Origin of the sequence: Pseudomonas sp. BP6 (genome assembly GCF_017875935.1) — a bacterium.
In the GTDB taxonomy this organism is placed as follows: domain Bacteria; phylum Pseudomonadota; class Gammaproteobacteria; order Pseudomonadales; family Pseudomonadaceae; genus Aquipseudomonas; species Aquipseudomonas putida_Y.
Window position 1 is genome coordinate 1,427,054 of record NZ_JAGINI010000001.1, and the last position, 22,539, is coordinate 1,449,592.

The following is a 22,539-nucleotide window of genomic DNA, read 5'->3' on the forward strand; positions in this document are numbered from 1 at the left end:
GAAAATTCGTAAGACCACAAATATCGCATATCCGGATTCGCTGGGCTGTCCATCTGGACATTCTGGCTACAGAATTTCTTGACGACCATAGAGCATTGGAACCACCTGATCCCATCCCGAACTCAGCAGTGAAACGATGCATCGCCGATGGTAGTGTGGGGTTTCCCCATGTGAGAGTAGGTCATCGTCAAGATTCATTTCGCAAAACCCCTATCTGCGCATGCAGGTAGGGGTTTTGTCTTTATGGGCCAAAAAATCTGGCCTTGCTCGAATCCCGGGAGCAGGCAGCTTCGTAGATGGCACCGGCGTTGCCGGTGTTCGCGGGTAAACCCGCTCCTACAAATCATGAAATGTGCGTCATTTATACCTGAAGCATGACAGCGTAGTGCTACGCTCGCGGAAATACTCAGCACGGATACTTACCATGGAAATGAACTGGCATCAGGCCCTGCAAGAGAGCCTAAGCTGGCTGGCAATTGCCTCGTTCATCACCCTTGTCAGCTTCACTGCAGCCGCGACTCTGGCTGTGCGTTGTACACGCTGGGGCAGCCAGTTCTGGCAGCTTGCGGGACCCTATTTCAGTTTCAGGCGCAGTTGGCGGCCGTTGCTGGTATTCGCCCTGCTGCTGGTCCTGACGCTGTTTTCGGTTCGCCTCAACGTGCTGTTCTCGTTTTGGTATAACGGCTTCTATAGCGCCTTGCAGGGCCTTGACCAAGCGGCGTTCTGGTACCTGCTCGGCGTTTTCGCGGTGCTGGCCACCATCCATGTGCTGCGCTCGCTGTTCACCTTCTATGTCAGTCAGGCATTCAGCATCAAGTGGCGGGTCTGGCTGACCGAGCGCCTGACCCACGACTGGATGCAGGGCGATGCCTATTACCGTGGCCAGTTCCTTGCCGAGCCAGTGGACAACCCTGACCAGCGTATCGAACTGGACGTCAACGCTTTCGTCACCAACTCGGTCACCCTTGCCTTGGGCGCAGTCAGTGCGCTGGTTTCACTGGTGGCGTTCACCGGCATCCTCTGGGGGCTGTCGGCACCGTTGACGGTGGCCGGCGTGGAGATCCCTCGGGCGATGGTGTTTGCCGTGTACCTGTATGTCATCGCCGCCACCTGGGTCGCCTTCCGCCTCGGGCGCCCGCTGATCCGGCTTAACTTCCTCAATGAGAAACTCACCGCCAACTTCCGTTACACGTTGATGCGTCTGCGTGAGAACGCCGAGAACATTGCCTTCTACCAAGGTTCGCAAGTCGAGCGGGGCACGTTGCTGGGCCGCTTTGCTTCCTTGATCGTGAATGTCTGGGCATTGGTGTACCGGAACCTGAAGCTCAGTGGCTTCAACCTGGGTGTCAGTCAGGTTGCCGTTGTGTTTCCGTTCATTCTTCAGGCGCCGCGCTTCTTCAGTGGGGCGATCAAGCTGGGCGATGTCATGCAAACTTCCCAGGCCTTTGGGCAGGTGCAGGATTCTCTGTCGTTCTTCCGTGAGTCGTACGATGCGTTTGCGCAGTACCGCGCAACCCTTGACCGTCTCACCGGCTTTCTGGATGCCAACCAGCAGGCAAGTGCGTTGCCGCGCGTCGCTACCGAAGACCAGGCGCATGCGCTGCAGATCGCGGGCTTTCAGGTGCTACGCCCGGATGGGCATGCCCTTATCGCCGACCTGGACCTGAGCCTGCACGCCGGTCAGGCGTTGTTGATCAAAGGGCCGTCAGGCAGTGGTAAAACCACGCTGCTGCGTGCCCTGGCGGGCCTTTGGCCGTATGCCGAAGGCAAGGTCAGGCGGCCTACGGGCCATCAGGCATTGTTCCTGTCGCAACGCCCGTACCTGCCGCTGGGTGACTTGCGTACCGTCATTGCCTACCCGGCAGCCAGCAACACCAAGGATGAACTGCTCATGCAGCAGGCATTGCGCCAAGTCAACCTGGCCCACCTCGCCGAGCGTCTGGACGTCAGCTGCGACTGGTCACACATCCTCTCGGTGGGCGAGCAGCAGCGCCTGGCGTTCGCCCGGGTGCTGTTCAACCGGCCACAGGTGGTGTTCCTCGACGAGTCCACCTCGGCGATGGATGAAGGGCTCGAGCATGCCTTGTATGCGTTGCTGCGTTCGGAAATGCCGAGTGCATTGCTGGTCAGTGTCGGCCACCGCAGCACGCTGGCGGCGTTCCATACCCACCGGCTTGAGGTGGATGGGCATGGCGGTTGGTCGTTGCTGGAGCAGGAGGCTGCGCTGGCCTAGTTCGGCTTGAGTTCCGGGAGCCCCTCACCAGAGCAGCGCATCTCGTGTCTAGCACTGTCATGTGTGAGGGGCGGTCGAGCATCACGATGTTTTTCAATAATTCCAGAATCCTGCAACCCAGCGGAACCCTTCACCGTCGACCGCTACCCGCCCTACAGAAGGGAAGGGCAAGTGTGTCGCGACGAACAGCTCGCCACTGGTTGCGGCATCGTGTAGCAGCGCCATCCTCACCCGCACTGATTCCTCAGGGTCGTGTTCGAAGCCGTTGTGCCAATCCGGGTGATCAAAGGCTACCGGGAACAATGCGTCGCCGGCGAAGGTCAGCTGCTCTTCGTTCGAGTTGATGTACACCACGCAGTGCCCCGGTGTATGACCGCCGGTAAGGCTTGCGACGACACCGGGGGCCACTTCATGGTGCAGCTCAAAGGTGCGGATCCTGTCGCCGTAGGCTTGCATGAACGCTTTTGCCGTGGACCGCAGTACATCTGGTACCGGTTGAGGCATGTCCGTTTGCGAAAAGTCCGGTGCAGCCCAGAAGTCTACTTCTGTCGCGGTGACATGGATCTTCACGTCCGCACGCAAGCGCTTCTTCACCTCCTCCACCAGCAGGCCGCCGATGTGATCCATGTGCATGTGGGTGATGATGATATCGGTGATCGACTCCAGCGCGATGCCGGCCGCCGCCAGCCGCTTCGGGAACAGTCCGGCCCGCGGGAACCCAGGGAACTGCCCACCCAGCCCGGCATCCACCAGGATGACCTGCTCGCCGCTGCGCACCAGCAATACATTCAGCGCCCAGTCGAAGGTTTCCGGCCCCAGGAACATGTCCTTGAACCAGGCCGCGCGGGCGGCTGGGTCGGCGTTGGTCGACATGGTTTCGGTGGGCAGTGGCAGTACACCGTCACTCACCACCAGCACCTCGATGTCACCGACTTTCACGGCATAGCGCGAGGGCACCAGTTCTTCGGTCTCGGTCGGGACGACATTGTTCATTGGCATTGTCATGGTCGTTCTCCTGCTGGATGGGAAGGTCGTGCGGGGCTCAAGCCACTGGAATCGACGGGTCGGCGGAAGCCAGGGCGGTAGCGCGCTCGGCTGCCGGCGGGTAGATCCACACGGTGTTGATCTGGGTCTTGAGCTCCTTGGCTTCGCCTTTCACCAGTTTCAACTGGCGGTCCCAGCCCTCGCTGTATACGGCGCCCCAGGCGCCTAGGTCCAGGCAGGTCACGTACTTGGGCTGACGGTAATTCGTGGGTGCCACCCCCAGCAGATCGGCGGCTGCGTTATTGCCGGCATGGCGACCGAGGCTGATGGCATGCTGGCAGGACATCACCGCGAAATTGCCGATCTCGTCAGTGGCTGCATAAGCCACATCGCCTGCAGCAAAGACATGGTCCAGGCCGTGCACCTTGAGGTTGCCGTCCACATGCAGGCGCCCTTGGTGGTCACGGGTACCGGTCAGTTGTTCGGTCAGCGGGCTGGCGCGCATGCCGGCGGTCCAGACCACGGTCTGGCTTTCGATATGTCGGCCATCAGCCAGCGTTACGCCATTGGCATCCACCGCGGTTACGGTGGCCCCGACAATCCATTCGATACCCAGTTCATCCGAGGCTTCAATGATCGAAGGTCTGATACCCTCACCCAGGGCGGCCCCGATGCGCTCGCCACGGTCGACAAGTACCACCCGGATCTCCGCGTCTTCGCCCAGAGCCGCACGCAGGCGTGCAGGCATCTCGGTAGCGGTTTCGATACCGGTGAAGCCGCCGCCGGATATCACCACGGTATTGCGGGCGCTGCTTGCGGGGCGTTTGCCCAGCGCCATCAGGTGCTGCTCCAGGCGCGCTGCTGATTCGATCTGATCCACGTCGAAGCTATATTGGTTCAGGCCAGGCACGGGGGGACGGGCCAGCAGGCTGCCACTTGCCAGAATCAGGCGGTCGTAGGCCAATTGCGCCTGTTGCCCAGCTTCGTCGCGGTAGCTGACGCGGCGGGCCAGCTCGTCGATGCTTTCGGCGCAGCCCTTGATGAAGTTTACGTCGACAGCATCGAAGAGCGCCTGGAGCGGGGCGAACATGCTATGCACGTCGGCCTCATAGAAACGCGGGCGGATACGCAGTTCAGCCTGTGGCGCCAGCACGGTGATTTGCACGTCTTGCCGACCATGCATATCGAGCAGGCGCGCGGCGCTCAGGGCGCTCCACAATCCGGCGAATCCTGCGCCAATAACCAGAAGTTGCTGTTTCATGATCGTGCTCCTGTCTTGAACGGTTAAGGTTCTTTTCTTCGGCCCTCGCGGGACGCTGTAGGTCGATGTTATGCAGGGGCAGGGATGCGCACACTTCTCCATGGGTGTGCAGTGGATTACGCATGGGGCGTAAGCAGCTATACGATCGTATCGAAGGGACTGTTCAGTGGTGCAGGGCGGTCTCGATGCAGTCCAGCAGCTGCTGGGCTTCGAATGGTTTTGGCAGACAGCTGACTACGCCTGCCATGCCCGGGGTGATGCGTGAGCGTTGGCCCGGGTGGGCGCTGATGAAGATCACCGGAATGTCGAACCCACGTACCTGTAGTTGCGTCAACAGCTCGACGCCACACATGCCGGGCATCTGGATGTCGGAGATCAGGCAGCCTGCCTGGCTCGGGCCATCAGAGGCAAGGAAATCAATGCCGCTGGCAAAGGTGCGGGTACGGTAGCCGGTGGCGCGCAACAGGCCGTCGAGCGCATCGCGCAGGGACTCGTCGTCGTCGACAACGGCAATCAGAGTTGCGGTGGGCTGCTTCATGCGCGGTCTGCTCCTGGCGGCCTGTGCCATTGTTTCAAGATACCCGGTCGCGCAAGTGGCAGAAGTATACCTAGGTATAGCTGGGCTATACCTGCGTCTGGTATTGCCGGTTTCCGGTGGCCAAACCGGTGAACCTTGCCCAACAATAGGCTAGATTTTTAACCTGCCAACAGCACGCGGCGTCACGGCTGAAGGAGCGCAAATGGCCTTACAGAGCACACACGGCCCGAATGAGCCGGTGGTGTATATCGTTGATGACGACGAGTCCATGCGCCTGGCACTCGACGGGTTGTTCCGTTCGGTGGGCTTGCAGGTGCAAAGCTTTGCTTCCACCCAGGAATTTGTTGCCTTCCCCCGCAAGGCTGTGCCCGGTTGCCTGGTGCTCGATGTGCGTCTGCGTGGCGAAAGTGGCCTGGCGTTCCAGGCACAGATGGAGCAGGGAGGGGTGCACATTCCGGTGGTATTCATCACAGGGCATGGTGATATCGCCATGTCGGTCAAAGCGATGAAGGCTGGCGCGGTAGACTTTCTGACCAAACCGTTCCGTGACCAGGACATGCTCGACGCGGTGGCCAGTGCCCTGGCTCGCGACCGCGAGCGTCTGGCAGGTGAACAGGCCGGCGGGGCATTGCGCAGCGCTTTCCAGACGCTAACGTCCAGGGAGCGGCAGGTGCTGGCCTTCGTTATCGCCGGCCTGATGAACAAGCAGATCGCTGCTGAGTTGAACCTCAGCGAGGTCACCGTGAAAGTGCATCGTGGGCAGATGATGAAGAAACTCGGCGCTCGCTCGGTCGCCGACTTGGTGCGCATGGCCGAGGCGCTGGGTGTCGAGCCGTTGCGTCGCATGGTCTGACACAGCTCGCATTGTTCCAACTTGACGAAGGGGCCCGGACCCATGCCAGGTAGACAGCAAGTCCTGTGGAACGATGGTGATCGCCTGTTTTGCCGGCTACGGCGCCCGGACGGCACCCGCGTGCTGCTGATGCAGCCGGCCAATGAGCAGCCTACGCCCGCCACCGTCGACCGCTTGGCGCATGAGTATGGTCTACGCGATGAGCTTGAGGATAGCTGGGCGCTGCAGCCCCAGGCCTTGGAGCGCTTCAATGGCAAGCCGCGCCTGGTGCTGAGCGACCCGGGCGGCCAACCGTTGTCGGCCTTGCTGATGTCACCGCTGGACATCGAAACCTGCCTTGAGCTGGCTGTGGCAATTAGCGTTGCCTTGGGCCGCCTGCACTTGGCCGGGTTGGTGCATAAGGACCTCAAACCCCACCACATCCTGGTCGACTGCGATGATGGCAAGGTCCGCCTTACCGGTTTCGGCCTGGCGTCACGTTTGCCCCGCGAGCGGCAAGCCCCCGAACCGCCGGAGACCATCGCCGGTACCTTGGCATACATGGCGCCTGAGCAGACAGGACGGATGAACCGCTCCGTAGACTCACGCAGTGACCTCTACGCGCTGGGGGTGGGCCTGTACCAGATGCTCACTGGTTCGCTGCCCTTCAATGCCACAGAACCTATGGAGTGGGTGCACTGCCACATTGCTCGCAAACCACTGCCACCCAGCGAGCGCGTTGCCACCGTGCCGCCGCTGCTGTCCCGACTGGTGATGAAACTCCTGGCCAAGACCGCTGAAGATCGCTACCAGAGTGCTGCCGGCCTTGAGCAAGACCTGCGCCGGTGCCTTGCCGAGTGGCGACAAAACCGGAGCATCAAGGCCTTCAGCCTGGATGAACAAGGCGCCCCCGACCGCCTGTTGATCCCGGAAAAGCTATACGGTCGCGAACGCGAAGTGCAGATTCTCGAAGATGCCTTCGCTCGCATGGTGCGCAGCAGCGTGCCGGAGCTGGTGCTGGTCTCCGGTTATTCGGGTATCGGCAAATCCTCGGTGGTCAATGAGTTGCACAAGGTACTGGTACCACCGCGAGGACTGTTCGCAAGTGGCAAGTTCGACCAGTACAAGCGCGATATCCCGTATTCCACCCTGGTGCAGGCGTTTCAGGGGCTGGTGCGCACGTTGCTTGGGAAAAGCAGCGAGGTGCTGGCCGGATGGCGTACGGCATTGCTGGCGGCGTGTGGGCCCCACGCACGGCTGATGACCGACCTGATTCCGGAGCTGCGGCTGATCATCGGCGAGCCTGCGCCAGTGCCGGTGCTTGATCCGCAGCAGGCGCAACGGCGGTTTTTGCTGGTATTGCGACGCTTCATCTCGGTGTTTGCCCGCGCCGAGCACCCGCTGGCGCTTTTTCTGGACGACCTGCAGTGGCTGGACGCGGCGACCCTCGACCTGCTCGAAGACCTGCTTACGCACCCGGAACTGCGCTATCTGATGGTGGTGGGCGCCTACCGCGACAACGAGGTGGATGCCCACCACCCATTGACCGCCAGGCTCCAGGCGATTCGCCAGGCAGGCGCCCCTGTGCATGAGGTTCGCCTTGCGCCCCTGGCACGCCCGCATATCGAACAGCTGATCGCCGAGTCACTGCACTGTCCGGCCCCGAGCGTGATGGGCCTGGCCCAGCTGGTGCAGGACAAGACCGCCGGCAACCCGTTTTTTGTCATCCAGTTTCTCCAGGCGCTGGCCGAGGAGTCGCTCCTGGCCTACGACCACGCAGCCCGGCGCTGGCGTTGGGATTCGCAGCGTATCCATGCCAAGGGTTACACGGACAATGTCGTCGACCTGATGGTTGGCAAGCTCGCCCGACTGCCGTTGGCAACCCGTCAGGCACTTCAGCACCTGGCCTGTCTGGGGAACGTGGCGCATACGCAGACGCTTGCCCTGGTGCTCGATCTGCCGATGGAGCGTGTACAGGCGGTTTTATGGGCGGCAATCCGGCTGGAGCTGGTCGCCCACCATGACGGCACCTGCGCGTTCGTTCATGACCGCATCCATGAAGCCGCCTACTCGCTGATCGCCGAACAAGACCGCGCTGCCATGCACCTGCGCATCGGTCGCCTGCTGGCCAACCAAGTGCCGGGCAAGCACCGCGATGAAGCCATTTTCGAGATCGTCGGGCAGCTCAACCGCGGTGCGACGCTGATCGATGCCCCTGGCGAACGCGAGCAGTTGGCCGAACTCAACCTGCTTGCCGGGCGGCGGGCCAAGGCCGCATCGGCCTACGGATCGGCCTTGGCCTACCTGAGCGTGGGCGAGCAATTACTGGAGGGGCCGTGTGCCGCTTATCCGCATGAATTGAGCTTTGCCCTGGCGCTGAACCGGGCTGAATGCGAGTTTCTCACCGGCCAGCTCGGGTGCGCGGACGCGCGCCTGATCGGCCTTGCTCGGCGCGCCAGGACCGCAGCTGAAGGCGTTGCGGTAGCGTGCTTGCATATGGATGTTTGCCTGATGCTCGACCGCAGCGATCGCGCGGTGGCGGTTTGCCTCGCCTGGCTGCGGCAGGTGGGCATCCACTGGGTCGCGCGGCCGAGCGATGACGAGGTACGTGGTGAATATGACCAGATCGCGTTGCGGGTAGGCGCGCGTAGCATCGAGCAGTTGATTGACCTGCCGCTGATGGAGGACGCGACCTCCCTGGCCACCCTGGATGTCTTGTGCAAGCTGTTCGCCCCGGCTGTGCAAACCAATGCCAACCTGGCCTGCCTGACCATATGCAAGGCTGTAAGTTTGAGCCTCGAGCATGGCAACTGTGATGCATCGTGCATGCTCTACGCCAATATCGGGCGGGTGTCCCGGCGCTATGGCGACTACCAGACCGGTTACCGATTCGGGCGTCTTGCTTGCGAGCTGGTCGAGCGGCGCGGCCTGCAACGCTTTGAAGCCAGTACTTTCCTGTGTTTCTCGATGTTCGTGGTGCGCTGGACGCGGCCGGTCAGCGAGTGTCGCGAGTTGCTGCGCCGGGCCTTCGTCGCGGCCAACCGGGTTGGTGACCTGCCGTATGCCGCTTATGCAGGCAATGGGCTGATATCCGATCAGTTGTTCACTGGTGAACCGCTGGGCAGCATGCAACCGGAGGCCGAGCAAGGATTGGCCTACGCAGAAAAAGTGCATTTCGGGCTGGTGATCGACTTCATGAACACGCAGCTGGCGCTGATCCGCACGCTGCGCGGGCAAACGCCGGTGTTTGGAAGTCTGAACGACGAGCACTTCAATGAAGCGCGCTTCGAGCAGCACCTGGACGCTGCTCCGGACCTTGCCTTGGCGGCCGGCAAATACTGGGTGCGCAAGCTGCAGGCGCGCTACCTGGCAGGCGACTATGCGGCGGCCGAAGCCTGTGCGGCGCGGGCCAAGGCGCTTAAATGGGTGATCACCTCGTTTTTCGAGGAGGCGGAGTACCACTTCTTTGCCGCACTGACGCTGGCGGCCGGGCAGAGCGTTGATGATGTCACGTTGCAGGCGTTGGCCGAGCACCATCACGAGCTGCAGACCTGGGCCCGGCAGTGCGCAGAAACCTTCGCCAGTCGGCAGGTGCTGCTGGAGGCCGAAATCGCGCGCTTGCAGGGGCACGTGGTCGACGCCGAGCACCTCTATGAGCAGGCCATCCAGCTCGCGCGTGACAGCGGCTTTGTACATGTCGAGGCGCTTGCAAACGAATTGGCATCGCGCTTCTACGGCAGCCGCGGGCTTGCCCGGATTGCCCGCGTCTACCTTCGAGATGCGCGTTATGGCTACCTGCGCTGGGGTGCCGATGGCAAGGTGCGCCAGTTGGACAGCCGTCATCGCTATCTGCGCAGCATCGAGCCAGAGCCAGGCCCCACGGCTACCATCGCCACCCCGGTCGAGCACCTGGACCTCGCGACGGTGCTCAAGGTGTCCCGCGCCGTGTCGGGCGAAGTCGATCTGCAGAAACTAATCACCCAAGTGCTGCGCACGGCGATCGAGCAAGCCGGTGCCGAGCGGGGCGTGTTGGTCCGCGCCCGAGGGAGCGAGCCGCATATCGTCGCGCAGGCAAGTGTGGGGCAGGGTGAAGTGATGATTTGCAACGAACCGGTGAGCAGTACGCTGCTGGCCGAGTCCGTGCTTTACCAGGTACTGCGCACCGGGGAAAGTCTGTGCCTGGACGACGCCATGGGTGACGCTGCGTTCATGGCTGACGACTACATCCGCCGATGCTCGGCTCGGTCGCTGCTATGCCTGCCGCTTAGCAATCAGGCGCGGCTGGTTGGGGCGCTGTACCTGGAGAACAATCTCAGTGCCGGCGTGTTCGACCCCGCGCGTATCGCGGTGTTGCGGCTGGTCGCGTCACAGGCCGCTATCTCGCTTGAGAACGCCAGGCTGTATCACGAGGTAGCGGAACGGGAGGCCAAGAATCGCCAGGTACAGGCCGAACTGGCGCATGCCAACCGTGTCGCTACCATGGGCCAGTTGGCCGCTTCGATCGCCCATGAAGTCAATCAGCCGATCGCTGCCACGGTCACCAATGCCAATGCCGCCATCCGCTGGTTGAGCGCAAAGCCACCGGCGCTGGATGAAGTAGGCCTGGGGCTGGGACGGATCATCAAGGACGCCAACCGCGCGGCGCAGGTGCTGGGCCGTATTCGTGAGTTGATCCGCAAAGCCCCGCCGCAGAAGCAGGCGGTGGGCGTCAACGCAGTGGTGCTGGAGATGGTCGACTTTACCCGTGGCGAGGCCGTGAGGGCGAGGGCACAGGTGCATACCGCCCTTGCCGAGGGCTTGCCGCAGGTGCTGATCGACCGCGTGGAGTTGCAGCAGGTACTGCTGAACCTGATCCTCAACGCGCTGGAGGCGATGCTGGAGGTTGAAGGTGCTCGTGAGCTGCAAATAAGCACGGCCCTCGACCAGGAGGGGGTGCGGGTAACCGTGGCGGACAGCGGGCCCGGATTCGTAGCGGAAAACGTAGAGCAGGTTTTCGAGCCTTTTTACACCACCAAGGCGACCGGCCTGGGCATGGGGCTGTCGATATGCCGCTCGATCATCGACAGCCACGGCGGCCGCTTCTGGGCCAGCCCCAAGCAGAGTCCTGGCGCCCAGGTGCAGTTCTCCTTGCCGGCGCTTCTGGTTGATTCAGGTCAATAGTTATCAAGCTGTCGGTTGCATGTTTCTTATAGTTCGTATCAGCTAGATGGCAAAGAGAACCTAAGCGTGACGAGCGACTTATCAGCATGCTGATACAGCGACGACCGCTCATGTCCACCTAAGCCCGTTACAGTCGAGCTGTGCGCACAGGGGAGTCTCATTGAAAACGCCAGTGGTCGACGCAGTCGTTGAGCAAACACCAATCCCTGCGCATTCTGTGGCCTGGCACACCCTGCCAGCCGAGCAGGTGACAAACCTGCTCGAGGTCAATGCGCATGTCGGACTGGAGGTTGCCGAGGTTCAAGCCCGTCTTGACCGCGCTGGTTTCAATCGCCTGCCAGAGGCAGCAAGGCGCCCGGCCTGGTTTCGATTCTTGCTGCAATTTCACAACATCCTGATTTACGTGCTTTTAGGATCCGCTGCGATTACCGCGATGCTGCAACATCTGTGGGATACAGTAGTGATCCTGGCGGTGGTAATTGCAAACGCAATCATTGGCTACATTCAGGAAGGCAAAGCAGAAAAGGCGATGGATGCTATCCGGCAGATGCTGGCACCGCGCGCCGCAGTGATTCGCGCAGGCGAACGCTTGAGTATTGCGGGTGAGGAACTGGTACCGGGCGATATCGTATTGCTGGAGGCGGGAGACAAAGTCCCTGCTGATTTACGCTTGCTGCACGCGAATAGGCTTCACATTCAGGAAGCCATTCTTACCGGTGAATCCGTACCCGTAGAAAAGCATACCCAATCAGTGCCCCTTGACGCAGCCTTGGGTGATCGTACGTGCATGGCGTTCAGCGGTACGCTCGTGACTTGCGGACAGGCAACAGGCGTTGTAGTGGCTACCGCAGCAGCAGCCGAGATCGGGCGTATCAGCTCTCTGCTTGCAGGTGTAGAAACGCTGACCACCCCGCTGGTGCAGCAAATGAACGTGTTTGCCCGCTGGCTGACGATCCTGATTCTGTTAGTTGGCGGCTTATTGCTCGTGTTCGGCCATTATGTCGGGCACTACGCCTTCACCGAAATCTTCATGGTCGTGGTGGGGATGTCGGTAGCGGCGATACCTGAAGGGCTGCCTGCCGTTCTTACCATTACGCTGGCCGTCGGAGTTCGGGCAATGGCCCGACGCAACGCTATCGTGCGCCGTCTGCCTACCATCGAAACGCTAGGCTCGGTCTCCGTCATCTGCACTGACAAAACCGGCACACTGACCCGCAACGAAATGATGGTGGCAACGGTCGTCACGAACGATCTGGTCTTCACGGTCGATGGCGCGGGTTATCAGCCTGTGGGAAGCATCAGTCTTGCCGATCGGTCAATTGACCTATCGTCTCACCCCGCGCTGTCGGACCTGGGACGAGCAGCAGGTCTTTGCAATGATGCCGTACTGCGTCTGCATGACGATGTATGGACGGTGGAAGGTGATCCGATGGAGGGGGCCTTGCTGGCATTCTCCGGAAAAACCGGAATCGATCGAGATGAAGATCGTCGGGCTTGGCCTCGCACTGATGCCATACCGTTTGACGCTAAACACCGCTTCATGGCGACACTGCATCACAACCATGATGGACAAGCTTTTATCTACGTGAAAGGTGCGCCAGAGCAGCTACTGGCCATGTGCACGCATCAGCTTGCAAGCACTCGCGAGACTGAACCGCTCAATGTGGACTACTGGCACGCAAAGGCGAACGCCATTGCTGCCAAGGGGCAGCGTGTATTGGCGTTTGCAGTAAGGCCGGTTCGGACCGAGCACACCGTGTTGGCGTTCGGGGACGTGCAAGGAAAGTTGACGTTGCTGGGCATGGTCGGTCTGATTGATCCACCTAGACCCGAGACGTTAGAGGCGGTTCAGCAATGCCAAAAAGCGGGCATTGCCGTAAAAATGATCACTGGCGATCATGACGGTACCGCCGCCGCTATCGGTCGCCAGATAGGCCTGCAAAATCCCGACAAGGTGCTGACTGGGGTGGACCTGGACGCCATGAACGATGCCGCCCTCAAGGAGGCGGTAAAGGGCATCAACATTTTTGCTCGCACCAGCCCCGAACATAAGCTCAGGTTGGTAATGCTGCTGCAATCGAACGGCATGACCGTGGCCATGACCGGCGATGGCGTTAACGACGCACCGGCGCTAAAGCGTGCCGACGCCGGTATAGCCATGGGTGGAAAAGGCAGTGAGGCCGCCAAGGAGGCCGCAGACCTGGTGTTGGCCGATGACAACTTCGCCTCCATCGTCGCTGCAGTACGCGAAGGCCGAACAGTCTATGACAACATCAAGAAAGTGTTGAGCTGGACGCTGCCTACCAACGCAGGCGAGACCATGACCATCATTGTCGCGCTGCTCCTCGGCATTACGCTGCCGGTGACGCCGATACAGATTCTGTGGATCAACCTGATAACCGCAGTGACCCTCGGCATCGCGCTCGCGTTCGAGCCCACCGAAGAAAACACCATGCTCAGACTGCCCCGTTCACGTAAGGAACCACTCATAAGCGGAGCCCTGGTCTGGCATATGGTGCTTGTTTCCATTCTTTTCCTCTGTGGTGTTTATGGCATTTTTTCGTATGCACTCGACCGTGGCTACTCTGTTGAGTTGGCCCGCACCCTCGCGGTGAACACGTTAGTCGTGATGGAAATATTCCACCTGTTCTTCATTCGTAACCTCTACAGCACATCGCTTACCTGGAAGGGTATTCGCGGCACCAAGGTCGTGTGGATGACCGTCATGGTGATTACCTTCGCTCAGTTCGCCATCACGTATGCGCCACCGCTGCAAAAGGTATTTGCAACGGAGGCAATCCCCTTCCTTGATGGCCTGCTGATCATCGGGGTTGGCGTTGCGCTATTTGCGGTTATCGAGATAGAAAAACAGATTCGAATTCGCTTGTCCGAGTAGAACGGGTTGAATGCTGGCGGCACCCGGAACGACAAGCACCTTCATGACCTGAAAGAGGATTTGGAACATGCACAAAATACTGGTTGCGGTCGATGGTTCCGAGCATTCGGAACGCGCCGTGCGTTACCTTATTGGGCTTATCCAGGAGGGTGGGTTGCTGGGCGGCAATGTTGAGGTACATCTGTTGAATGTACAGCCACTTTTACCCACTCGAATCGCAAATGGCATGAGCGAGGATGAGCGTGATCGCTACTATGGGGATAGAAGTGCCGAGGATTTACGAAAGGCTGAGGTGCTTCTGAAGCAAGAAGGGATTGCATTCGCACTCCATACCCTGCAAGGCGATGCAGCCAGTCAAATTGTGGCGTGTGCGCATTTCCTTGGATGTGACAGCATCATCCTGGGTTCGCATGGCAATGGTTTTTTGGCAGGGATTTTTCTGGGTTCTGTCGCGGCAAAGGTGATTCAGCTCTCGGATTTACCCATCACCTTGGTCAAATAAGAGATCGTGGTGCGCGTTCAGTTGACCGAGCCGGCCATTGCTCACTCCAGGATCCTGGCTTGTCGGCTCGCTGCGCTATTGCTAGTGTCGATCTATGACTGACTATTGCCTCACCTCGACTACCACCACGACCGCTGAAAGCGGAGCGTGCGAGGTGTCGTGAGCCAATAGCAAACGAACTTCAAAGGCCCGCCAGCGATGGACAGGGCCTTTTTATGGCTCCCTTGTGTCGCTGGTTCAAACGCAAGGAGATGCACCCATGTACGCCCTGTTGATACTCGATATCCAAGTCGGGCTTGTTCACGGCCCGGAAAAACCATGGCGCTGCGAAGCGTTGTTGGAAACAGTGAATACCCTGATGGACAAGGCACGCAGCGCTGGCGCTCCGATATTTCTCGCGCGCCACATCGGGCCCGCGGGATCTCCAATCGAACCAGACAGCCCGTTGACGATGGTTGCGCAAGAACTGAAGCTTCTGGGTGGAGAGGTGGTATTCGAAAAGCGGCGACCCAACGCCTTCGAAATGACTGGCCTGGCGGACAATTTGCGGTCTCGCGGGGCTACCGGTGTGGTCATCACTGGCATGAAAACTCAATACTGTGTAGACAGCACCTGCCGTGCTGCTCGTGACCTTGGCTTTGATGCGGTACTTGTCGCCGAAGGTCATACCTGTTCAGACACGCCAATGATGAAAGCTAAGGACATCGTTGCCCATCACAATGCAACGCTTGACGGGCCGTTCTGCCGGCTAGTTCGGGCTGAGGAGTGGCACTTCTAGCGGAGCCCGAAACTACAGGAATGCACGTTACTTGCCATCCTGAGCAACTCATCGAACCCAATCGTGGATCTGCCACCTTTACTCGATACGGTGGCAGACCCAAGTCCTAAAGGCCGCTCAATGGGAATGCCGCGGCATCCCACCTTCGCGGGCGATCACACGCATGTGCAGGGTGGCCGGTTCCAGGCAACCACCGGTGGACAACTGCCCGACCAATTGGCGGTAGAGCTCTTGCCACGGTGTCTGAGAGGCTGGAATGTTCGGCTTCCAGGCAGCGCGACGGCGCGCCACTTCGTTATCGTCTACCAGCAGGTCGACGCGACGCTGGTTGAGGTCGACACGCAGCAAGTCATTGGTCTGAAGCAGTGCCAGGCCGCCACCGACCGCCGCTTCCGGCGACATGTTAAGAATCGACGGGCTGGCCGAGGTGCCGCTCTGGCGACCGTCGCCTAGGCACGGCAACGAGTCGATGCCCTTTTTGATCAGCGCCGCCGGTGGCGCCATGTTGACCACCTCAGCACTGCCCGGGTAACCCACGGTGCCGGCGCCACGGATCACCAGAATGCAACGCTCGTCGATGTCCAGTGCTGGGTCGTCGATGCGGGCGTGGTAGTCCTCGGGGCCCTCGAACACGATGGCCCGCGCCTCAAAGCTGTTTTCCTTGCCTGGCTCGGACAGGTAGGTCTTGCGGAAGGCTTCGCCGACTACCGACATCTTCATGATCGCGCTGTCGAAGAAATTGCCGCTGAGAACGATGAAACCAGCGCTGTGCTTGAGCGGCTCGTCGAACGGCAGGATCACGTCGCGGTTGCTGGTGACGGTGTCGCTGACCACCTCGCCGATGGTCTTGCCACTGACCGTGGCGCAGGCTTCATGCAGGCGACCTGCCTTGCGCAGCTCGTGCATCACCGCCGGTACGCCGCCGGCACGGTGGAAACCTTCGCCCAGGTACTTGCCGGCCGGCATGCAGTTGACCAGCAGCGGCACGTCTTCACCGATGCGCTGCCAGTCGTCGAGCGACAACTCGATGCCCATGTGCCGGGCAATGGCGATCAAGTGGGGCGGGCAATTGCTTGAGGCGCCAAGGGCCGAGGCTACTGCGATGGCGTTCTCGAATGCTTCGCGGGTCATGATCGATGAGGGGCGTACGTCTTGCATTACCAGTTCGCAGATGCGTCTGCCGGTGACGTAGGCCATTTGCCCGCGTTCCCGATAGGGCGCGGGGATGCTGGCGCAACCGGGCAGCGACATGCCCAGGGCTTCGGCCAGGGCGTTCATCGACAGCGCCGTGCCCATGGTGTTGCAGTGGCCTACCGACGGTGACGCGGCGGTGGTCATTTCCATGAAACCTTCGTAGTCGATTTCACCGGCAGCCATCAGATTGCGCGCATGCCACAGCACCGTGCCCGAGCCGATCAGTTGGCCCTTGTGATGGCCGTCTAGCATTGGTCCGCCGGACAGCACAATGGCCGGCAGGTCGGTGGTGGCGGCGGCCATCAGGCAGGCTGGAGTGGTCTTGTCGCAGCCGGTGGTCAACACCACACCATCCAGCGGGTAGCCGTGGAGGATCTCCACCAGCCCCAGGTACGCCAGGTTGCGGTCGAGCGCGGCGGTTGGCCGACGACTCTGTTCGGCGATCGGGTGCACCGGGAACTCCATCGGAATGCCGCCCGCATCACGGATACCGGCCTTGACCCGCTGAGCCAGTTCCAGGTGATGGCGGTTGCATGGCGTCAAGTCGCTTCCGGTCTGGGCGATGCCGATGATCGGCCGCCCCGATTGCAGTTCAGCGCGGGTCAGGCCGTAGTTCATGTAACGCTCCACGTACAGCGCGGTCATGTCGGCGTGGCTCGGGTCGTCGAACCATTGCTGACTGCGTAGCGAGCGTTTTGGGGTATCGGTCATATCGATCTCTCTTGTATTTTTTGGCCACTGGTTAGCGTTGCGGCACACCGACGCCTAAATGGCTGTGTTGGGATGAAGCCGCACTTCCCACTGCGTCGTCCAGTGCCGTCAGGTCGCGGCCACGGGTTTCGATGGACAGCCAGGTGCCGATCAAGGTCAGCCCAGTCAGCGCCAGGGTGTATAGCGCCAGCACCCAGTAGGCACCACCGGCCAGACCGACCAGGAATATGCCCAGGAGCGGTGCCACGCCGCCGGACAGCATCGCGCCGATTTCTCGGGACAGAGCCACGCCGGAGTAGCGGTAGCGGTTGCCGAACAGTTCGGTGAAATGCGCACACTGTGCCCCGAGCATGCTATTTGCAGCCAGGGCGAAGCCACCTATCACCGCGATGTACACCAATGTCGAATTGCCGCTGTCGATCATCCACCACGAGGGGAATGCCCATAACGCGCCGAACAAGGCGCCGCCACGGTACACCGCCAGGCGTCCGATACGATCGGACAGAGCGCCGAACAATGGGGTGGTGAATACGCTGAGGATACTGGCGACGAGCACCGCATTGGTACCAATGGTGGCCAGGTTGGCACCTTCCTCGCTGAGATGGCTGCTGGCGAAACCGGTAAGGAAGGCGATGGATACAGTGGCATAGAGGGTCGAGCAGCCCGTTTCCGCCATGCGCATCAACGTAGTCGCTGCCAGTGGCCGACGTGCATTACGCAGCACGGCGCGCATCGGCGATTCGATCACTTGCTGGTTCTGGCTGAGCTGCTGGAACACCGGGCTTTCCTTGAGCTTGAGGCGGATCCAGATGGCCATGAATATCAGCACTACGCTGGCCAGGAAGGGGATCCGCCAGCCCCAGTCGAGCAATTCTTCCTGTGTCAGCGAGCTCTGCATCACGCGGAAAGTGATAGTGGCAAGGGCCAGGCCGCTGAATACCCCAATGAAGGGCAGGGCGGCATAGAACCCTCGTCGCTCCCGCGGAGCCAGTTCGGCCATGAGTGTCGCCGCGCCGGTCTGTTCGGCACCCGCACCGAAACCTTGCAGCAGGCGCAGCAGTACCAGTAGCACAGCACCCGTGGCGCCAGTCGGTAGCAGGCCAATCAGGGTAGTAGCTGTACCCATCAGGGCAATGGTCAGCAACAAGACCAGCTTGCGCCCTTTGCGGTCACCCAGCGAGCCAAAGAAAAGCCCGCCGAACGGTCGCGCCAAGAATCCTGCACCATAGGTGGCGAAACTGGCGAGCAATGCGCCAGTGGTGCCGAGGGTGGGGAAGAATATATGGCCGAAGACAAGCGCCGCGGCTAGCCCATAAATGGCGAAATCGTAGTACTCCAGAGCACTGCCGATTGCGCCGGTATAGATCGCCCGGCGCAGCTGACGGGGGTCGGGCACGACGTCCTTGGCTTGGGTTTGCATGTGTTGCCTCGCTTTTTTGTTGTTATGGACCCGGCGGAAATCCTGAGTGTCGCTACTTCAGGAGTCCTCGAGCGGCTAGGTTGTGCATCATCGCGCCGAGACCGAACGTCCAAGGGCGAGCTTGGTCGCTTGTCGTGACTTGGTTATGCAGTTGGCCCAGGAACGGGCTGGCAATGCGCACGTGGTCGTCGGGTTTGTGCGTGAAGCCGGCACCCGGCTGGTCGCGGTCCTCGGTGGGGGCGAAAAGCGTGCCGAGGAACAGCATGAAGCCGTCTGGGTACTGATGATTTTCGTTGAGGGTCTGCCGCACTAGATCTTCGGGGTCGCGGCTGATCTGGTCCATCGAACTGCTGCCAAGCAGGCGGTAGCCATCGCGACCCTGGACTTCCAGATCGACCACGCAGCGGCGCACAGTGTCCAAGTCGAAGGTCTCATCGAACAGGCGAATGAACGGGCCGACGGCGCAAGAGGCGTTATTGTCCTTGGCCTTGCTCAGCAGCAGTGCGCTGCGGCCCTCGAAGTCGCGCAGGTTGACGTCGTTGCCCAAGGTCGCGCCATGAATCCGGCCGCGGCTGTCGACCGCCAGCACCACCTCCGGTTCGGGGTTGTTCCATGCCGATTTCGGGTGCACGCCGATTGCGCTGCCGCTGCCGACAGCTGCCAACACCGGGGCTTTGGTAAATATTTCCGCATCCGGACCGATCCCGACCTCCAGGTATTGGGACCACATTCCCTTTTCCAGCAGCAGTGCTTTCAACGCCATGGCCTGTTGAGAGCCTGGCCGCACCGCACGCAAGTTGTCACCGATCACCGTGCGCACTGTGGCACGCACCGCTTCGGCTTTGCTGGCGTCGCCGCCGGCTTGCTCCTCGATCACCCGTTCGATCATGCTGGCGGCGAATGTCACGCCTGCGGCCTTGATGACTTGCAGGTCGGCTGGCGCGAGCAGATAGGGCTTGCTGGCATCGAAAGCGGCACCGCTGTTGCTCAGCAGCGCCTCGACGCTACCCAGAAACTGGCCCGGCGTGCTGCGTACTGCCTGTAGCGGATCTTCATGCTCAAGCAACTGACTGAGGGTGGCGAAGCGTTCGGAGAGGTCGAACACACCGTCATTACGCAGCACTATCGGCGAGGGGCCGCCGGGTTCACCGGGCGTCCAGGCGCGGCCGACAAGGGTGCCGGCCAGGTTGTCCTCGGGAAGAGTATTAGCGGAAGTGAGCGTTATCGGCATGGCATCTAGGTCTCCTGGATCTGAAAGCTGAACGCTAGGGCAAACCGTGCGATAAACTCCAATGGCATCTTTTCACTATTCGATAACATGTGGTTATTGCCCAAAGGTGGATTCATGTCGGACCTATCTTTTTCTCACGTCTGCAACTGGCTTAAATTCCGCCACCTTCTGCTCATCGACACACTCGGCCGCACACACAACATGCATCTGGCAGCTCAGCAGATGAACCTCAGCCAGCCGGCGATCAGCAAGATGCTCAAGGAGATCGAGAACCTGCTCGGCTTCGCCCTGTTCGAGCGTCTGCCACGCAGCATGCCGCCCACTGCCCTGGGCGAGCAGGTGGTGCGCTATGCCCAGGTCGCACTCAATGATGCACGCACCTTCGTCGACCAGATCGACAGCCTGCGCCAAGGCGGCCACGGGCATCTGAAGGTTGGCGGCATCTTTGCCGCCACCGCCGTGGCGCTGCCAGAAGCCATCGTCGAGATCAAGCAGCGCAAGCCGTTGCTATCGATTGAGGTGGTGGAGCAGACCAGCGACCATCTCATGGCGATGCTGGAGGACAAGAACCTGCACCTGGCGGTAGCACGATTCACCGATGTGGCGCAGCACCAGCGCTTCGACTTCCAGCCGCTGGCGCCGGAGCCGTTCTGCTTCGTGGTCAACGACCAGCATCCTTTGAGCGATGCCGGGCCGGTGACCCTGCCTCAGCTGCTTGAGTGGCCGTGGATCCTCTACCCGAAGGGCACGCCAATTCGTGGTCGTATGGAACGCGCGTTCGCCGAGGCCGGGGTCGCGGTGCCGCGCAACACCATCGACACCATTTCAATGCAGACCTTCCTCAAGGTGCTGTTGGGCGGCCCGATGATCGGCATGCTGCCCCAGGCGATGGTCGAGCCACACATTGACAGCGGGGTACTTATCAACCTCGATACGCCGTTGCACCTGGATCCCCAGGATTACGGCATCTTGACCCGCAAAGGCGAGCCCTTGACCGGAGCGGCGTTGGAGTTTGCCGAGATACTGCTGGCCAACGCACGAAGGGTGCAGTCGGACTGATAACAAGCGGTTATCAAATGATCCCCAAAAGCCATTGGGCAAGAATCGCAGAGCCGCATAGATTAGTGCCCACTGTCTTACGCGACGCGAAGGTACCCTTCATGACTTCATTTGCAGGCCAACAATTCATCGGCGGTAGCCGACGTGCTAACGGGACTGCTTCATTGCATAGCGTGGATGCGCACACCGGGCAGGCGCTACCTGGTGCGTTTTTCCAAGCTACCGAGCAAGAAGTGGATGCGGCTGCTCTAGCCGCTGCCGCTGCCTATCCGATCTACCGGGCGTTTCCCGCTCTGCGCCGGTCCGAATTCCTCGATGCCATTGCCGATGCGCTGGATGCGCTGGGCGATGACTTCATTGATACCGTATGTAGCGAGACCGCCTTGCCAGCAGCAAGAATCTTGGGCGAGCGGGCGCGGACCAGCGGTCAGTTGCGGTTGTTTGCCTCGGTGTTGCGCCGAGGTGATTTCGCCGCTGCGCGTATCGACCGCGCACAGCCCCAGCGCACCCCGCAGCCACGGCTGGACATCCGCCAGTGCCGCATGGGCCTGGGGCCGGTGGCGGTATTTGGCGCCAGTAACTTCCCTCTGGCGTTTTCCACCGCCGGTGGCGATACCGCCGCAGCCCTGGCTGCAGGCTGCCCAGTGGTGTTCAAGGCCCACAGCGGCCACATGGGGACTGCGCAATGGGTGGCCGAGGCGATTGTAGGGGCCGCCGAGCGTTGTGGCATGCCTGCCGGCGTGTTCAACATGATTTTCGGCGGTGGCGTGGGTGAGGCCTTGGTCAAACACCCTGCCATACAGGCGGTTGGTTTCACCGGCTCGCTCAAGGGCGGCCGTGCCCTTTGCGACATGGCCGCGGCGCGGCCACAACCGATCCCGGTTTTCGCCGAAATGAGCAGTATCAACCCGGTGCTGGTGTTGCCCGGCGCGCTGGCGGTTCGCGGCGAGGCCGTGGCCTGCGAGTTGGTCGCCTCGGTGGTACTTGGGTGTGGGCAGTTCTGCACTAATCCCGGTTTGATACTGGGCGTGCGCTCTCCCGAATTCAGCACCTTTGTCGAACACATGCGTGTGCAGGTAGCCGACCAGTCACCGCAACCCATGCTCAACAAAGGCACCTTGGCCAGCTATGCCCACGGTGTGGCCACCCTCAAGGCACTGCCCGGCATTCGCCATCTGGCGGGTGCCGAACAGCAGGGCAACCAGGCCTGGCCGCAACTGTTCGCGGCAGATGCGCAGTTGCTGCTTGAGGGTGAGCCGTTACTGCAAGAAGAAGTCTTTGGCCCGGCCACGGTGGTGGTCGAACTGGCCGACCAGGCCCAGTTGCTTGCTGCACTGCATGCACTGGGCGGGCAACTGACCGCCACGCTGATCGGCGAGCAGAGCGATCTGGCCGCTGCCGCGCCACTGGTAGCGGTACTGGAGCAGAAGGCCGGTCGGATCCTCGTCAACGGCTACCCGACTGGTGTCGAGGTCTGCGACGCCATGGTGCACGGCGGCCCGTACCCAGCCACTTCTGACAGCCGTGGCACCTCAGTCGGCACACTGTCGATCGACCGCTTCCTGCGCCCGGTGTGCTACCAGAACTTCCCCGATGCGCTGTTGCCCGAAGCCCTGCGCGACGCCAATCCACTAGGGCTGCTGCGGCTGGTCGATGGCCAGCCCAGCCGCGAAGCGATTCGCTGACAGGTACTACCATCGGGCACTCGTGCCCGATGCTCTCTAAATAACAACAATCAGG

14 protein-coding genes and 1 rRNA gene are annotated in these 22,539 nt (G+C 61.0%); 9 read left to right on the top strand and 6 right to left on the bottom strand.

Annotated elements, in window-relative coordinates:
* The first annotated feature begins 77 nt into the window (after positions 1–77).
* A 5S ribosomal RNA gene (gene rrf, locus J3A98_RS06425) occupies positions 78–193 on the top strand.
* Positions 194–424: 231 nt separating this feature from the next.
* Positions 425–2,233, top strand: a complete 1,809-nt coding sequence (locus tag J3A98_RS06430; RefSeq protein ID WP_209964815.1) for an ABC transporter ATP-binding protein/permease — start codon at positions 425–427, stop codon at positions 2,231–2,233.
* Between the two features lie 93 nt (positions 2,234–2,326).
* Here J3A98_RS06430 and J3A98_RS06435 read toward each other — a convergent pair whose 3' ends face one another.
* The 3 genes from J3A98_RS06435 to J3A98_RS06445 form a co-directional block, all read right to left on the bottom strand.
* Positions 2,327–3,238 (bottom strand): MBL fold metallo-hydrolase, encoded by a 912-nt coding sequence (locus J3A98_RS06435; protein ID WP_209964816.1) that lies wholly within the window; start codon positions 3,236–3,238, stop codon positions 2,327–2,329.
* A gap of 37 nt (positions 3,239–3,275) precedes the next feature.
* Positions 3,276–4,478, bottom strand: coding sequence for an NAD(P)/FAD-dependent oxidoreductase (locus J3A98_RS06440; RefSeq protein WP_209964818.1), 1,203 nt, complete (start codon positions 4,476–4,478; stop codon positions 3,276–3,278).
* 163 nt (positions 4,479–4,641) lie between these two features.
* Positions 4,642–5,016, bottom strand: a complete 375-nt coding sequence (locus J3A98_RS06445) for a response regulator (RefSeq protein WP_209964820.1) — start codon at positions 5,014–5,016, stop codon at positions 4,642–4,644.
* 202 nt (positions 5,017–5,218) lie between these two features.
* On the opposite strand from J3A98_RS06445, the gene J3A98_RS06450 reads away from it, so the two are divergent.
* From J3A98_RS06450 to J3A98_RS06470, 5 genes are all read left to right on the top strand, one after another.
* Entirely contained in the window at positions 5,219–5,869 is a 651-nt protein-coding gene (locus J3A98_RS06450; protein ID WP_176683979.1) for a response regulator transcription factor, read from the top strand.
* Positions 5,870–5,911: 42 nt separating this feature from the next.
* On the top strand, positions 5,912–11,008 hold the full coding sequence (locus tag J3A98_RS06455) for a trifunctional serine/threonine-protein kinase/ATP-binding protein/sensor histidine kinase (RefSeq protein ID WP_209964822.1): 5,097 nt from the start codon (positions 5,912–5,914) through the stop codon (positions 11,006–11,008).
* A 160-nt stretch (positions 11,009–11,168) separates the two neighbouring features.
* Entirely contained in the window at positions 11,169–13,904 is a 2,736-nt protein-coding gene (locus J3A98_RS06460) for a cation-transporting P-type ATPase (protein WP_245354933.1), read from the top strand.
* Between the two features lie 67 nt (positions 13,905–13,971).
* A complete protein-coding gene (locus tag J3A98_RS06465; protein WP_176683977.1) occupies positions 13,972–14,406 on the top strand; it encodes a universal stress protein in 435 nt (144 codons plus the stop codon).
* A 259-nt stretch (positions 14,407–14,665) separates the two neighbouring features.
* A complete protein-coding gene (locus J3A98_RS06470) occupies positions 14,666–15,184 on the top strand; it encodes an isochorismatase family protein (protein ID WP_209964824.1) in 519 nt (172 codons plus the stop codon).
* Positions 15,185–15,301: 117 nt separating this feature from the next.
* Here the strand turns inward: J3A98_RS06470 and J3A98_RS06475 are convergent, their stop codons facing one another.
* Genes J3A98_RS06475 through J3A98_RS06485 form a run of 3 tightly spaced genes read right to left on the bottom strand, consistent with a single transcriptional unit; the run spans position 15,302 to position 19,740 of the window.
* Positions 15,302–17,089 (bottom strand): IlvD/Edd family dehydratase, encoded by a 1,788-nt coding sequence (locus tag J3A98_RS06475; protein WP_103469250.1) that lies wholly within the window; start codon positions 17,087–17,089, stop codon positions 15,302–15,304.
* A 31-nt stretch (positions 17,090–17,120) separates the two neighbouring features.
* A complete protein-coding gene (locus J3A98_RS06480; protein WP_209964826.1) occupies positions 17,121–18,509 on the bottom strand; it encodes an MFS transporter in 1,389 nt (462 codons plus the stop codon).
* 52 nt (positions 18,510–18,561) lie between these two features.
* Positions 18,562–19,740, bottom strand: coding sequence for a fumarylacetoacetate hydrolase family protein (locus tag J3A98_RS06485; RefSeq protein ID WP_209964828.1), 1,179 nt, complete (start codon positions 19,738–19,740; stop codon positions 18,562–18,564).
* Between the two features lie 114 nt (positions 19,741–19,854).
* On the opposite strand from J3A98_RS06485, the gene J3A98_RS06490 reads away from it, so the two are divergent.
* Positions 19,855–20,799, top strand: a complete 945-nt coding sequence (locus tag J3A98_RS06490; RefSeq protein ID WP_209964830.1) for a LysR family transcriptional regulator — start codon at positions 19,855–19,857, stop codon at positions 20,797–20,799.
* A 101-nt stretch (positions 20,800–20,900) separates the two neighbouring features.
* On the top strand, positions 20,901–22,484 hold the full coding sequence (locus J3A98_RS06495; protein WP_209964833.1) for an aldehyde dehydrogenase (NADP(+)): 1,584 nt from the start codon (positions 20,901–20,903) through the stop codon (positions 22,482–22,484).
* The last annotated feature ends 55 nt before the right edge of the window (positions 22,485–22,539 follow it).